This is a genomic window from Planctomicrobium stercoris (genome assembly GCF_051465655.1).
Lineage (GTDB): Bacteria > Planctomycetota > Planctomycetia > Planctomycetales > Planctomycetaceae > Planctomicrobium.
On sequence record NZ_CP195791.1, the window covers coordinates 59,938 to 75,197 of the forward strand.

The 15,260-nt window shown below is 56.8% G+C and carries 11 protein-coding genes; 8 read left to right on the top strand and 3 right to left on the bottom strand.

The genetic code is table 11. The features are described 5' to 3' along the window. Positions 1–99: 99 nt before the first annotated feature. Complete coding sequence (locus SH661x_RS00260; RefSeq protein WP_437226867.1) at positions 100–4,119, bottom strand: FtsK/SpoIIIE domain-containing protein; 4,020 nt, start codon at positions 4,117–4,119, stop codon at positions 100–102. 219 nt (positions 4,120–4,338) lie between these two features. Then, a complete protein-coding gene (locus SH661x_RS00265) occupies positions 4,339–4,728 on the bottom strand; it encodes a TraR/DksA family transcriptional regulator (protein ID WP_437226869.1) in 390 nt (129 codons plus the stop codon). Positions 4,729–5,002: 274 nt separating this feature from the next. On the opposite strand from SH661x_RS00265, the gene SH661x_RS00270 reads away from it, so the two are divergent. From SH661x_RS00270 to SH661x_RS00290, 5 genes are all read left to right on the top strand, one after another. Next, complete coding sequence (locus SH661x_RS00270) at positions 5,003–5,884, top strand: sigma-70 family RNA polymerase sigma factor (protein WP_437226871.1); 882 nt, start codon at positions 5,003–5,005, stop codon at positions 5,882–5,884. Positions 5,885–6,207: 323 nt separating this feature from the next. Beyond that, on the top strand, positions 6,208–7,662 hold the full coding sequence (locus SH661x_RS00275; protein WP_437226873.1) for a sigma-54 interaction domain-containing protein: 1,455 nt from the start codon (positions 6,208–6,210) through the stop codon (positions 7,660–7,662). A gap of 540 nt (positions 7,663–8,202) precedes the next feature. Further along, on the top strand, positions 8,203–9,387 hold the full coding sequence (locus SH661x_RS00280; RefSeq protein ID WP_437226875.1) for a ribonuclease D: 1,185 nt from the start codon (positions 8,203–8,205) through the stop codon (positions 9,385–9,387). A 232-nt stretch (positions 9,388–9,619) separates the two neighbouring features. Continuing rightward, positions 9,620–10,894, top strand: a complete 1,275-nt coding sequence (locus tag SH661x_RS00285; protein WP_437226877.1) for a beta-ketoacyl-[acyl-carrier-protein] synthase family protein — start codon at positions 9,620–9,622, stop codon at positions 10,892–10,894. Between the two features lie 278 nt (positions 10,895–11,172). Then, a complete protein-coding gene (locus SH661x_RS00290; protein WP_437226879.1) occupies positions 11,173–11,430 on the top strand; it encodes an acyl carrier protein in 258 nt (85 codons plus the stop codon). Positions 11,431–11,535: 105 nt separating this feature from the next. Here the strand turns inward: SH661x_RS00290 and SH661x_RS00295 are convergent, their stop codons facing one another. After that, positions 11,536–12,105, bottom strand: a complete 570-nt coding sequence (locus tag SH661x_RS00295) for a GNAT family N-acetyltransferase (RefSeq protein ID WP_437226881.1) — start codon at positions 12,103–12,105, stop codon at positions 11,536–11,538. A gap of 239 nt (positions 12,106–12,344) precedes the next feature. Here SH661x_RS00295 and lpxK point away from each other — a divergent pair, with 239 nt between their 5' ends. The 3 genes from lpxK (at position 12,345) to pdxA (ending at position 15,111) form a co-directional block, all read left to right on the top strand. Then, on the top strand, positions 12,345–13,415 hold the full coding sequence (gene lpxK / locus SH661x_RS00300) for a tetraacyldisaccharide 4'-kinase (protein ID WP_437226883.1): 1,071 nt from the start codon (positions 12,345–12,347) through the stop codon (positions 13,413–13,415). 80 nt (positions 13,416–13,495) lie between these two features. Continuing rightward, entirely contained in the window at positions 13,496–14,038 is a 543-nt protein-coding gene (rfbC, locus tag SH661x_RS00305) for a dTDP-4-dehydrorhamnose 3,5-epimerase (protein ID WP_437226885.1), read from the top strand. Next, complete coding sequence (pdxA, locus tag SH661x_RS00310; protein WP_437226887.1) at positions 14,035–15,111, top strand: 4-hydroxythreonine-4-phosphate dehydrogenase PdxA; 1,077 nt, start codon at positions 14,035–14,037, stop codon at positions 15,109–15,111. The genes rfbC and pdxA overlap by 4 nt, the downstream gene beginning before the upstream one ends. The last annotated feature ends 149 nt before the right edge of the window (positions 15,112–15,260 follow it).

The following is a 15,260-nucleotide window of genomic DNA, read 5'->3' on the forward strand; positions in this document are numbered from 1 at the left end:
TGGCAGTAATCCCGGTATTGTCCCAAATCAGGACGGAATTTTGAATGCCGCCGGGGGCGTTCCTGACCGTCCCGAACGGTGGTCGAAGAACCTGCGGATTTATTGAATGCTGAACTGTTCCAGATCGGGGAGTTCCGGCTCTTCGTCGGCCGGCGCCTGCGAATCGGCCCCCGTTTGCGAGTCTCCTTCTTCACCGAGGAGCCGGGAACGAATGCTGTTCAGCCAGCCTGTCGGGGGCAGTCCGTAAGGACGGAACTTTTCGATGGTCCCTGTTTCTTCGCGATAGATCAATGCTCGATGCGTCCCCAGACGCGACGCGGCCGGTGAGTCGATCAGGTTACTCGAATCCGCAGCATTCACCTGGAAAGCGATTCGCAGTTCCAGCTCCCGCATGGTCTGACGGGAGAACCAACGGTCGACGTTGTTAAAGGAATCACACCAGATGATTGCATGGATGCCATACGACGGACCGCGGGAAAGAAGATCAGAGAAGAGTTTTCCGGGCTCAGCAGGTTTTTCAGTTCCCCCTCCAAAGCTTCCCATCCCAAAATCATCGTCGACTTTCCTCAGGTCACGGAACCGGGCAATGTTGAAGACCAGCAGGACAATCGGCGGGGCCTGAGTGTCGTTCTCGGTCTCCCGTCGCTTTAACTCGGCCGACATCGCCTGCAGAAACGGACCTGTCTCACCCGGAGAGATCAAACGGGCATCAACCGGCAGGGTCTCCACAAGCATCTTCCACGCGTCAGATTCGACTGTTCCGGCGTGGCTGCCATCCAGAACAAACAGCGAATTCATGTCCTGCTCCGGAGACAACGAGGCAGCCAGTGTGGTCATCGCAGCTGCCATCACCCCCAGAGCTGCATCCGCATCCTGCCCAACGAGCAGTACATTGCTGCCGCTCTGACGATGCAATGTGATCGCTGTCGCGGGTGCAATTTCCACAGCATCTCCCAGCCAGATTGTGGGAGTCAGGATCGGTTTCGAGCGAGTTGGGTATTCCCGCACCCGCTCATCGACTTCCGCATTGCGAGTCAGATCCGAAGGGATATTTCCTTCGAAAACAATCGTCGGTTCGAGCTGCATGGGAGTCTGACGCAGCCGCTGCTGCATCGCATCCAGTGCCGTCTCCCGCTCGGCATCCGTGATCCAGGCAATCTGAAAGGGATGATTCCCTTCGAGCATGCCATTGGCATCATTGTAGATCGCTTCCCCCGGCCGGGTGAGTAACCGTGCGGCGGTGTTGTCTTCACTGAGAATCAGATGAGCATCGGCTTCACTGCACTGTAGCGCGACGCGGACGGCCACCTGCCCCAGCGTGCTGCGGGCGAGCGAATACGCTCCTCCCAACGTCTGCGATCCGAGAATTACATGAATTCCAAATGCCCGGCCCTGCCGCACCAGTCGATCGAGGAGCAGAGCTGCGTTCTGGCTGATCTTGTCATCCTCGACGAAGAACTCCTGAAACTCATCGACGACCAGAAGGATTCGCGGCAACGGCTTTCCGGTCGCATTTCGAAATCCAGCAATGTCCTGAACACCTTGCCGCCGGAACAGTTCTCCCCGCTCCTGAAGCACATCCCCCAGACGAACAAGAGCGCTGACTCCAAATTCCCGATCACTCTCCACAGCAATGATGCGGGCATGCGGCATCCGGTGCGTGGCGTAGTCCTTGAACTCGACCCCTTTCTTGAAGTCGATCAGGAAGAAGTTGACTTCATCCGGACTGTAATGCAGCGCCAGATTTGTGATCAGGATGTGCAGAAACGTCGACTTGCCCGATCCGGTCTTGCCGGCGACGAGCATGTGCTGCGATGTCCCTTTCCCCAGTCGCAGTTGCTGCAACTTCGTAGCCCCTGCTCTCCCCAGGGGAATCACCAGTTCGGAACGGCTGTCCCCTTTCCAGACCTGTTCCGCCGGGGGAGTAATCCGGGTGAAGGAAACCTCGACGCGGCGGGCATCCTTGGAGGCATCTCCAACCATCTTGACGATCGAAGTAAACTCCTCCGGCGGCGGAGGAGTATCAATGGTGATCGGCCATTCCGGAAGAGGGGAGTCGGGAGCCCGGAAGGCGTCCTCCTTCCACTCGAACCGGAACATCTTCGACTGAATATCCGCGAGACTGAAATTGTTGGGCATCTGCTTGCCCGGATCACAGTTCATCAGCGTGTAGACACCGCAGCGGGGTCCACTGTTGACGATGCTGATGAGCCGCCGGGCAGCAATCTCGCTGAACTTGGCCGGGAAGTCGCTGATGACCAGAACATGATACGGTTCCGCAACTTCACCAGCAGACTCATTGTATTCTTCGATTGTCTGAAACTCGTTCCGCAGGTACTTCTGCAGGACGTTCTCCATATGCTCCGTCAGGTCCGCCAGACGAGCTTCGATCTGATTGGCTTCAGTCCAGATGCGGCTGGTCACCAGCAATTCATCGAAATCCGCCAGATGCATGAACCCGCCAAAACTTTCCCCCAGCCCCACCGGATCGATGATGGTGAACCGCAACTTCCCGGGAGGGAGCAACGTCAGCAATCGCAGCATCAGACATTGCAGACCTCCAATCGCCTGCGTCCTCGCCTGTGCATTGGTCGACTTGAACAGGACCGACGTCGCTTCCGGGAACGGGAGAGCAAACGGCAGCTGATGCTGAGTCACGCGGGGGGCCAGACGGGGATCTTTCGATACCGCGCCGGGCCACTCATTCAGATCGAGGAAATACCTGCCGACGCGAACCCCCTGCGGGATCCGTTCGGGTGGCTGCCAGTCCCCTTGGGCAAGCTTCGACCAGCTGCGATAGCGATCTTCATCATCCCGGACTGCGCCCCGTAATCCCGACTCAAAGTTCTGCCAGCCCCGTTCCCAGTTCGACTTCAGCTGCCCCCACTGCTCCTGTTGTTCCCGCCGACGACGACTGACCGTCGCCTCCAGTTGCGACTGGGCTTCTTCGATCCGGCTGGTCCAGTTTTTCGAGAGGCGTTCGAGATTCTCCTGATGAGCATTCTGCAGCTCTTCCAGAGTCTGTCGCTTTCCGGCGGACAGGCTGGCGTGCTCCTCAGCGTATCGCCGGAGTTCGACCCGCGTCAGTTCCGCCTGTTCGGCATCAATCTCTGCGAGCTTCTGTTCATGGGCCTGTTCAAAGCGACTGAGTGAGACCTTGCGATCGCGTTCAATCTTCTTCTGCTGGATTTCAAACTCACGTTGCTGCTGCTGAAGCTGTTCTTTCGCGAATCGCAACCAGTGCTGATGAGCCCAGTACGCTGCGCCCCGGGATTCGATGAGCTGCCGCAGAATCTCGGATTGTCGCATCGCCGCGAGCGTGTAAAGCACGAGCGTCAGCAGGAGACTAAGGACCGCTCCAGCACCGGCGGACACAAAGAGCCAAGTCTTCTGGCTGCCATCCTGTGGGATGCCGAATGTCTGAGGCGATACGTTGAAATAGATGGGTGCCGCCAACGCTGCCGCCAGGATCAGAAACAGGAGGACTGATCGAAAACCGCGGACAAGCTGCGGGAGGATCAGGGACCGCAATTTCTGAATCTGCGATCTGGCTTCGCCAATCGACTTCGTGAACTGAGCAGCCGCCGCCTCTCGATCGGGCGGGGGAGAAGTCTGCTCCACGGGCGCATCCAGCAACACGTCCCGTTCCGCAGCTTCAGTCGCGACTGCGGCCTCAAGTTGTTCCCACTCCGACGTCTGGTCTTCTTTCGATTTCTGCAGCAGAGACTTGAACCGGTCGAAGACTCGCGCGGGACTGTCCTCTGCGCTGTCGTCCATCACGGATGTGACAACCCATGTACTGTCATTCCGCTGCTTCTCGATGTTCGACCGCGATTTGAATGCGTTCGATTCGATGCTGCGGAGCGTTTCGCGATGCTCCTGCTCGGCGATTGCCAGACGTTGATCGAAATCTGCAGTCGTACTCTGGAAGACCGATTCGAAGTCGAGGGTCGCCGCTTCGATTTGGGCATCCCGGGATTGCAGGAGCCCCGAGACCGTGGCCCGGAGTTGGCTCTCCTGCGGATCCGGACCGGAACTCGATTGACGAAGCGCGTCTTCCGCGTGCGAACGTCGCTGAATCTCGCGTTCGAATTCCGTCAGCAGCTCAGAAGGATTCATGATCGGAGATCACATAGGTACAGGACATTTCCCCGATCATCAGGCATCCACCGGGAGACTTGCAACTCATCTAAAAACGGAGACCGACCAGCGAGTTTAACGTCGCTGAGGGAACTTACGGGGCGAGAGTCGCACAGTGATGAAGTCGAGAGGAGATGCGACGGGCACAAAAAAAGGCATGCGGTAAAACCACATGCCTTTCGAATTTCATTTCACGTTTTAGTAGCTGAACTGCCGTTCCAGCTTCTCCGCACAGGAGACGCAGTGTCGGGCGTGTGGAATGTGCTTGAGCCGCATTTTCGGGATCCAGCACTTTGAAGGTGGACGCCCCAACTCCACACAACTCTCGCAAACCCCGTATGTCCCATCATCAACCCGTTTTAATGCAGCACGGATCTCTTTGAGGACTTCCTGATCGCTTTCCATGATCCGGAGATCGAAATCCTGCTCGTAGGTTTCGGTCCCCAGTTCGGCCATATGAGTCGGGCTTTTGGATTCAGACGACGAGCCAAGCGCTCCCGAAGTCAACGTCTGAACATCTCCTTGGAGCCGAGCCTGCAAGGACACCAGCAGGTCTCGAAACTGCTCCAGGTCTTTATTTTTCAGCATGCGTTCATTCCGGCTTACGAAAATCAGGGGCTGGAAACTGGACCCGAATTATCGCGGCGAGGTGGTCAAAATACAAGGATTTTGTGGATTTCGTTGGGAATTGACCCATGCGGAGAAAATTTGCCGTCAAATCCCCCGCATTTTGAAATTGAACGCTTTCAGAAGAACGAAATGGACGATTTATTGTTCAAAATGACTGTTTTGAACGATTTTCTAATTGAAAGATCGTGCGCGAGGCATAAAAATCGGCAGAACCAAACCTGAGGAGCCCTCAATGCCCGCAACCGCGACTCGAAAACCACGTTCAGGTCTGATGCAAAGCCAAATCGAACGGCTCCGCTCCCTGAATGCCACTTGGATCCCCTCTTCAGAATTCAAAAAACTGACCGAAGCAGACATCCGCAACTCCGCTCCAGCAGACCTCTATCAACCGGCCGCGACCCAGCAATCCGAGGACCACATCGCGTCAGCGTTACTCACTCCCGAGGGAGAACGACATCTCTTCCGGCTCTGCAACTTCCTCAAGTACTCCGCAGCGAAGATGCTCAAAAAGCTGACCAGCGAAAACGCCTCCAGACTGGTGCCTGAAGTTGAAAGGTTGACCCGCGAGTGGCAGGAGGCCCGCACTCAACTCGTCCAGGCCAACCTCCGGCTGGTGATCGGGCTTGCCCACAAATTTGCCGCCTTCCCGGAACTCGTCGACGAATTCATCAGCGAGGGAAACCTGATTCTCATCAACGCAGTCGACAAGTTCGACTACACACGCGGATTCCGCTTCAGCACCTACGCCACCCATGCTGTGCAACGGCATTTCTTCCGTTTGATGCTGCGCCGACAACGCAGGAAGCAACGCGAAGTTTCTTCTCCCGTTGATTTTCTCAGAAACGTTTCGGACGTGGTCGAGGAAGAAAGTCCGTTCGATCCAAAAATGGCCCAGGCTTTGATCCAACGATTTGAGGACTGCCTGAACCCCCGCGAACAGGACATTCTCGAACAGCGGTTCGGATTACGAGGCAATACCTCAGCCACACTGAAAACCATTGCGGAGAAAGTGGGGCTCAGCAAGGAACGGGTCCGCCAGCTGCAGATGACCGCCATTGAGAAGCTGCAGGATCTCGCGAGCCAACTCCGCCTGCATCCTGAAACGTGCCTTTGATGTCGCGCTCCCGGCGGCAGGCATGGCGATTTCGCCACACGTTGCCTACACGCCACACAGCCCACATCGCACGTTGCGTTTGAGCATCACCCAAAAGGGGTAAAACTGGACCTGGCGATCCACTGAAAAAACCGCATCTCATTTACCCTCAAAGAGTTTTGACCACAAAAAAACCTCAGTAACAAACTCCGGCATCGCATTTGAAGTCTGCAGATTCGTTCACATCCGTGAATGAATCGAAACACGTTGTCCAGCCTTTCGAACGGAATAACCGCTCCACTGGCAGACACGTTCACCGCAAGCGTGATCAGGCAGAACTTCGCATGTCAGCACCCACCGTTATTGTTGCCACCTCAGATGAACGACTCGGACGGGAACTCGCCGGACAACTGGGCGAGGTCTACTCTCTCAGCATCACGACTCAGCTGGAACATGTCTCACTGCTGCTGCGGGAACGCGAAGTCGACTTACTGGTCATGGACCTGCGATTCGTCCTCGACGGTGGCCGTGCTGCCGATCGACTGATTGCAGATGTGCAGGCCCGCAATCCCGAGACAGCAGTTCTCGCCGTCGTCCGGGACCGCTCTCTGGAATTGCTGAATCAACGTGCCAGCGATGGCACCGTGACACTCTTCTCCGGACTCCTCTCTTCCACTGCTCTGGTCATGCAGATCACGCAGATGCTCGAAGTCGCAGAGGCTGTCGAAGAAGAGCCGGCCGCCCCGGTCAGCCCTCCGGTCGTTGTTCAGGAGTCTCCTCTTGATGAAGGACGAGAAACATTCGGGGAGACCGTCTTCGAGGGCGTCACCCGACGGTTTGAAACCCGTTCCCCGGAATTGAAGCAGATGCTCGACGATCTCATGATCGCTGCAAGCCATGACGTGACGATTCTGCTCATCGGAGAGACCGGAGCGGGGAAGACATTCCTCTCGAACCTGATTCACGAAGCCTCTCCCCGCCGGAAAGAGCCGTTCATCCACATCGCCTGTGGTGCTCTCCCCCGGGAGCTGATTGAAAGCGAATTGTTCGGCCATTCCAAAGGCTCGTTCACGAGTGCCCATGCGGATAAAGAAGGCAAATTTGTTGCTGCCCGAAAAGGGACGATGCTGCTGGACGAAATCGATGTTCTCGGTCCCGAACAGCAGGTGAAGTTGCTGCGGGTGATCGAGACCGGTGAGTTCGAAGCCGTCGGATCGAACCAGACTTTGCAGTCGCAGGCCCGACTGGTTGTCGCCAGTAATCTGGATCTGGAACCGCTCGTGGAGCAGGGAAAGTTCCGGCCGGACCTGTATTACCGTCTGAACATGCTGAAGTTCGAAATTCCCCCCTTGCGTCGGCGGAAGGTCGACATTATTCCAATGGCGAAGAAGTTCATCAGCCGCTTTGCCCAGAAGCATTCGATCCAGATTCACAGGATCGAAGATTCCGTGCTGGAAGCGCTGTTGAGCTACCCCTGGCCGGGGAACGTCCGCGAGCTGGAGCACGTGATTCAGCGTGCGGTGATCTACTGCCGCAACGGGGTGCTGACCCGCGAGTCGCTGCCGCCGCACCTGCTCTCAGGCCGCGTCGGTCCGGCGAATGATCCAAGCGTGAGCTTCGGTCCGGCGGTCATTTCGCAGACTCGTTCCCTGGAGAAGCAGGTCTCTGTCACGGAGAAGGAGATCATCGAACAGGCTCTGTTCAAGAACAACTTCAGCCGCACCCGGACCGCCAAAGACCTGGGGATCAGCCGGGTCACGCTGTACAATAAGATGAAGAAGTACGAGATGCTGAAGTAGGGTTTAGGTGATTCACTTAGGCCAGAGGTGCGTGTGAAAGAGAAACGATTTTTCCACCAAGCCATCGTCAGATGGAACCGTCCTCGTCGAAGGTCGATCGGAATATTCTGTTGGACGATCGCGATGGCGGTATTGGTCGCTTCCGTATGGCTGTACCTTGAGGGTCATCTCTCAGACAGTAATTGGTTAATTCTGCAACTCGTCTTCGCACTACCTTTGCTTGTCGTTTCCTTGATCCTGAATCCACCGAAAATAAAGACTTCGCACCGGTGACTGACTTCTAGACCCGAAAAACTCAGAATTTTGAAACGCAGAGATCGCAGAGGACGCCGAGAAATAGGGGAGATCTCTTAAGAGTTTCTCGGCGAACTCGGCGGCCTCTGCGTTTCAATCTCATTTTCTCTTCATGAATTCCGGCAAGATTCGGATTTCGGCTTTGGTTCTTCGGATTTCCCCGCACGGTGCCGGATTGCGGCGATTTGCTGCGTTGTTTAAGCTGCCCGTATTCCATTCCGAGGCCTCTATCGAATCTCCCCATTCGTGACTCTGATCGTCGAACAAACAGAATTTAACCGTCTGTGCGACCGTATCCGCGCTGCGGGTCTGGTGGCTTTCGATACCGAATTCGTTTCCGAATCGTATTTTCGGCCGCGGCTTTGTCTGCTTCAGTTCGCGCTTCCCGACAGCGAAAGCTTCGGCGTCGACCCGTTTCTGGTCCCCGATCTCTCCGAATGGTGGGACATCATGACCGACAACACCACAACGATTGTGGTGCATGGCGGACGCGAAGAAATCCGGTTCTGTCAGTTCGCAACAGGGCATCGCCCGCACAAGCTTGTCGACGTGCAGATCGCGGAAGGACTCCGATCCCGGGGCTTCCCGATCTCTCATACGAATCTCGTCACGCGCGTTCTGAATCGCTCCATCCAGCATGGAAAAGAGACTCGCACCGACTGGCAGCACCGCCCGCTGACCGAACATCAACTCAACTACGCCCTCGAAGATGTGCGGCACCTCCCGGAAGTCTGGGAGACTCAGCGAAAGTCGCTCGCTGCGCAGGGACGCCTTGACTGGGCAGAAGCTGAGTTCGAACGCTTTATCGAATACGTTCTGGCCGAGGAAGACCGGGACGGCTGGCTGCGACTTCCGGGATACGGACGCCTCAACCGCCGGGAAATGGGGGTTGCCCGGGCTCTCTATCAATGGCGAAACAAAGAAGCGGAGCGGATCGACAAGCCGCAACGGCGCATTCTTCGCGACGACCTGCTGATTGAACTGGCTCATCGGCAGCCGAAAACGGTCCGCGAACTGAACATGACCCGCGACATGAATCGTCGCGACTATCAGCAGCACGCTGAAACGTTTATTGAGATCATTAAGGCCGCTGGAGAACTCCCGAACGATCAGCTCCCCGAGAAAGTGGGGGGCAACTCGCACCCTGCTCAGGATGAAGTACTCGCCAGGATCCTGGGACTGGCCTTGGCGAATCGCTGCCAGGAGATGGGCCTGTCGATGACGCTGGTGGCAACCTCAGCCGATCTGAAAGACTTCGTTCGCTGGCATGTCTTCGAAAATCGAAAAACTGAAGTTCCCCGTCTGATGCAGGGGTGGCGTGAAGAAGTCTGCGGCCAGCTGCTGGCCGATGTGCTGGACGGCAAGGTGACACTCCGCGTCTTAGATCCGAAATCGGAGTACCCACTGGGATTCGCGCGAGATGGGGAATGAGGGAGCTTTTCAACAGGTGGCACAGACATTTCTGTCTGTGCGAAATCGACGCAGCAGCATGGAAAAACATCAGCAAGTAATCCCTGCTTATTGGAAACTTTTCCCCGGTAGATGAGATTGACGCACAGACAGAAATGTCTGTGCCACCATTTTCCGCTGACCACTTCTTCCCCGCTTGTTTCCGTTTCCCTGCGCAGCTACGCTGCTGTACTCGAAATTTTGGCGGCGGAAGATGTCCGATTCTTTGCAAGACGAAAACAGGATTGTCATTACGGGCGTTGGCCTGGCTGCGCCTAATGGAAATAACCTGACCGAGTATCGCGCTGCGCTGCTCGCGGGAAAATCCGGCGTCGTTCCGTTTGAAACCCGCTACATCAAACAGCCGGTGCTGGCGGGCGTCTGCAACTTCGATGAGTTTCGTTATCAGAAGAAGAAAGAACGCCGACGCGGCACCCGGGCCGGCTCCGTCTCGATCTACTGTGCCAACGAAGCGCTGCTGGACTCCGGAATCGACTGGCCGCAAGTCCCGAAAGACCGGGTCGGCGTCTATCTCGGAATCACCGAACACGGAAACGTTGAGACTGAAAACGAGATCTACGAGATTTCGCAGTTCGACTACGACACCAAGGTCTGGTCACATCACCACAATCCCCGGACCGTCGCGAACAATCCCGCTGGCGAAGTGACCCTGAACATGGGGATCACCGGTCCGCATCTCACCGTCGGGGCTGCCTGTGCAGCAGGGAATGCAGGGTTCATCTACGGCCTGCAGATGCTGCGGCTGAAGGAAGTGGATCTGGCAATCGCCGGGGGAATCTCGGAAAGCGTGCACACGTTCGGGATTTTCGCCAGTTTTGCCAGCCAGGGAGCACTGGCCTGGAATGAAGATCCCGCCAAGGCGAGCCGCCCGTTCGATGTGAATCGGAACGGGATTGTCGTGTCTGAAGGGGGAGGGATCTGCACGCTCGAGCGGCTGCCGGACGCCCTCGCACGCGGAGCGAAAATCTACGGGGAAATCGTCGGTTACGCGATGAACTCGGACGCCCTCGACTTCGTGCTCCCTTCGTCGAACCGACAGGCGGAATGCATTCAACTCGCCCTGAAGCGGGCGGGACTCACCCCTGATCAGATTGACATCGTCTCAAGTCACGCGACCGCGACGGAGCAGGGGGATATTGAAGAGTCCAAAGCACTGCGGTCAGTGTTCGGGGACCGCCCTTCGCTGGCGATCAACAACACAAAAAGCTTCATCGGGCACGCGATGGGGGCTGCCGGGGCGCTGGAACTGCTGGGGAATATCCCTGGCTTTCAGGACAACATTGCCCACGCTACAATCAACCTCGATCAGCAGGATCCGCGTTGCGAATTGCGCCAGGTGGTGGCCAACCGTCCGCGGCACATGGAACGAGTCGAGTACATTCTCAATAATTCCTTTGGGATGCTCGGAATCAATTCCGTCGTGATCGTCAAGAAATTCCCGGCGGAACATGGCGGCGTTTACGCCTGACCTTGGAACTCTTCGGGATCGGTTTTACCACGGAGACACAGAGGCACGGAGTAGAGGGTTCGATATTCGGGACCAGAGGCCTTTCATTCTCTGAGTGCACGAGGATCGGACCGGTATGAAGATTCATCGCCACTTAATCGTGGTTTGAAATTTCTCGGTGTCTCCGTGTCTCCGTGGTAAAAATCAATGTCCGGAGATCGGATGACTGCAGATCACGGCGTCCCAATGTACGGGACTTTGATTTGTCAATTTCGTTTGGTGGATGAGGAAGTAGCGGCATGACTCGGCCAGAAATTCGGGAAGTGATCATCGGTATTCTGGAACGGATCGCCCCGGACGAAGACCTGTCGAATCTGGATGACGCTGTCGCGTTCCGTGAGCAGATGGAACTGGACAGCATGGACTTCCTGGACATCGTCATGGAACTCCGCAAGCAGTACCGCGTTCAGATCCCTGAAAACGAGTACGAACACCTCATCACGATGGACAGCACGGTCAATTACCTCGAGCCGAAACTGGCCGACGTCCCGAAGTAATTCCTCCCTTTGCTCCCAGTCAGTTTCTGACCAGGGAGTGAGTGGAGATCAGGCGTTGTAACGTCACAGTCAGAAATGTCTGTGCCACCCATCGAGCGTCGTAGCTTATCGCGCCATCTCGATCGGATAGGGGAGCTCCCGGTAGGACGTGCTCACGCTGCGAAACCCGATCGACTTGTAGAGTTCGACGGCAGGGGTGTTTTCTGCCGTCACATCCAGGCTGACCCGCAGCAGGCCGTCGCGGCGAAATCCCGCGAGCGACTTCAGGACGAGTGCCCGCCCCAGTCCAAGACCGCGGTAGTCGGCGACCACTCCCACATTCTGAATCGACCCCTGCGTGGTGTTCAGCGAGATCCCCTGAATCGTTCCACAGGGGACCGGACCGGCGATTTCATTTCCGACGAACTCGATCAGCCAGGTGGCTTCGGGGAGAAATCCGGAATGTTTCGCGATTCCGCGCATGAGATCTTCGCAGCCCGCATACGTGGCCAGCGCCGCGAACATGTGGCTGTCCATTTCACGGTGAAAGCTCGCGCACTTCACCGCAGCATGGTCCCGCAGCAGCCGTGGACTCCACGCGCGCCAGATGAACCCTTCCGGCAGCACAGCCCTTTGCAGGGAGATACGTCGGAAGTCCAGCTGCATATGAAAGCGTTTCAGGTATCGCGTCAGCATTGAAGTTGCCAGAAAAACTGCCTCCGTTCAGTTTAATCCCGCTCTGAAGCGGGTCAAAAGCGGTCTTCGCGGAATTTCGCAAATCCTGCATTGCTGCCCGCTGCGGGCCCGATTCCCGTTAAAGTCCGCTTCCGCCTGTCGAACCTCCCATCCGGCATTGAGTTATCAAGATCCCAACTCATAGACTCGCCGAGGATCAGGCCCCATTTCCGTCACACACATTCAGGCAATTCCGCTGCGTGAACAGATACTTCGACATCATTTCCGGAAAGGATCGCGAGTGGTCGGCCGACCTGATTCGATATGGCCTCACTCTGTGTTCCCTTCCCTATGCAGTCGTCACAGAAGTCCGGAACCGCTGCTACGACTTCGGAATCCTGCCGGTCCGATCGGTTCCAGTCCCGGTCCTGTCCATCGGGAATCTGACGACAGGCGGGACCGGGAAAACGCCAGCTGTCGCCTGGCTGGCCAATCTGCTGAAGAGTCTTGGCCAAAAACCAGCGATTGTCAGCCGTGGATATCGCTCACTCGATGGCGAGGAGAATGATGAGAAACGATTGCTGGACGACCTGTGTCCGGGCATTCCTCATCTGCAAAATCCCAAGCGATCTGACGGAGCACAAGCTGCAATCCGCACCCACGGGGCGAATGTCATTGTTCTGGACGACGGATATCAGCATCGCAAGCTGCATCGCGATCTCGACATCGTCCTCATCGACGTCCTGAATCCCTGGGGGTACAACGCCCTGCTTCCCAGAGGACTGCTCCGGGAGCGGATCGGGCAACTGTCCCGGGCCGACGTCATTCTGCTGACACGCTGCGAACTGACCGACGCTGAGCATGTCGACCAATTAACCCGGAAGATCCGCCGATACTCCTCTGCTCCTGTGCTGCGAACCGCGTTTCAGGCGACACGTTTCATTAACTTCAACGGAGAATTCCTGTCGCTGGGTCAGGCTGCGGATCGCCCGAGTCTGGCCTTTTGCGGGATCGGCAATCCGGACGGGTTTCGCAGGACGTTGACAACACTGGCGTCAGCGGTTTCGCAGAACCGGTTTCTGACGTTCCCGGACCACCATCACTATCAGGAAAGTGACCTGCTTCGAATTCAACAGCAGACAGAAACGAACCATGCAGAGTTGCTCCTGACCACCCGCAAGGATCTGGTCAAGATCTGTCAGGATCGCATCGGCGACATCCCCTTATGGGCACTCGATATTGAGCTGACTTTTCTGGACGACGCTTCGTTTCTGACCGGATTACTTCGAACTCTGCTGCCGGACATCCACCACTCCCCGGCCTCCCGCTGATTCCGCTTGATCTGATCGTTGAGAACCCGTCAGAATCAAGTGAAGAACGACAAGACGCCGAGAGCCACGCAAGGACATTCATGGAGATTCTGAAGACCGAACTGCCTGACGTTCTGCGGATCCGCCCGCGCGTGTTCGGCGACGATCGCGGTTTCTTCCTCGAGCTGTATCACTCGGCGAAGTTCGCTCAGCAAGGGCTGCAGACGACGTTCGTGCAGGACAATCTCTCCCGTTCTCGACAGGGGGTTCTGCGCGGATTGCATTACCAGATTCAGCACGCGCAGGGAAAACTGGTCACCTGCCTGTCGGGCGACATCTTCGATGTGGCTGTCGATCTTCGTAAAAGTTCAACCTCGTTCGGAAAATGGATCGGGGTGCGTCTGACGAGTGAGAACAGGGAGTCACTGTACATTCCGCCGGGGTTCGCCCATGGATTTTGTGTTCTGTCCGAGTCTGCGGATGTCCTTTATAAATGCACAGAGCTGTATCATCCCGAACATGAACGCTCGCTGTTGTGGAACGATCCGGACATCGGAATTGACTGGCCTTTGACCGGCGAACCGACATTGACCGACAAAGACCGTCGCGGTGCCACACTGGCGAATGCGGAGTGCTATTCATGACCCAGACATCCAAGGACTCTTCTGACATGGCGCTCGAGGAAAGACCGCGTACCGCGCTCACCATGGGAGATGTCGCCGGGATCGGACCGGAAATTCTGGCCCGCGTCCTTGCCGACACGAATGTCCTGAAGTGCTGCCGGCCCGTAGTTGTCGGAGATCCCGACGTCCTGGAACGGGCCTGCGAACTGCTGAAAATCCGCCTTCCGATTCGAGAAGTGCAATCGGTTCAGGAAGCGTGGGAAAGCGAGTCGTCGAGTGAGATTCCCTGCTGGAATCCCGGAACGGCAGCCACAGCCGATGTCGCCCCCGGTCGAATTGCCCCCCGTGCGGGTCAGGCATCGTACGAATGGCTGGTCGCTGCCACCCAGGCTGCACTGCGGGGGGATGTCGACACCATTGTCACAGCGCCGATCAGCAAAGCTGCGCTCCATGCTGCAGGCTTCCATTACCCCGGTCACACGGAGATTCTCGCAGAACAATGCGGGGTCAACGACTTCGCCATGATGCTTTATCTGCCGCACTGCTCGATTGTGAAAGGCCCTGCGGGTCTGGGGGTGGCGCATGTCACGCTGCACACCTCGATCGCGAGCGTTCCGAATCTCCTCACGACCGAAGCGATCCGTGAGAAGATCTTTCTGATGGACAGCTTTCTACGACGGATGGGCTGTGCCGCTCCGCGCATTGGGGTCTGTGCGCTGAACCCACACGCGGGCGAGGGGGGGCTGTTCGGAGATGAAGAATCACGGTTGATCGCGCCGGCCGTGGCGTTCGCCCGGAAAGAATCGATCGCAGCGGATGGCCCTGCTCCCGCCGACACCCTGCTGCAGCGAGCCGTCCACGGGGCGTATGACGGCGTCGTCGCGATGTATCACGATCAGGGGCATATCGCATTGAAACTGATTGCGTTTCAGAAGGCGGTGAACGTCACGCTGGGACTTCCGATCATCCGCACCAGCCCCAGCCACGGGACCGGCTTCGACATCTCCTGGCGAGGCATGGCTGATGATGGAGGAATGCGGGAAGCAATTCGGGTGGCGACGGAACTGTTCCGTCGAAGGAAGCTTGCCTCCTGATCACAGGCCTGAACAAGAAGACATTCAACCACGGAAGGAACAGAACTCACGGAAAAAGTGAAGAAGGGTTTTTAACCGCGAATCACGCGAATCTGACGAATCGAAAAGGTAAAAATTCGCTGTATTCGTGTCATTCGCGGTTTCACCTC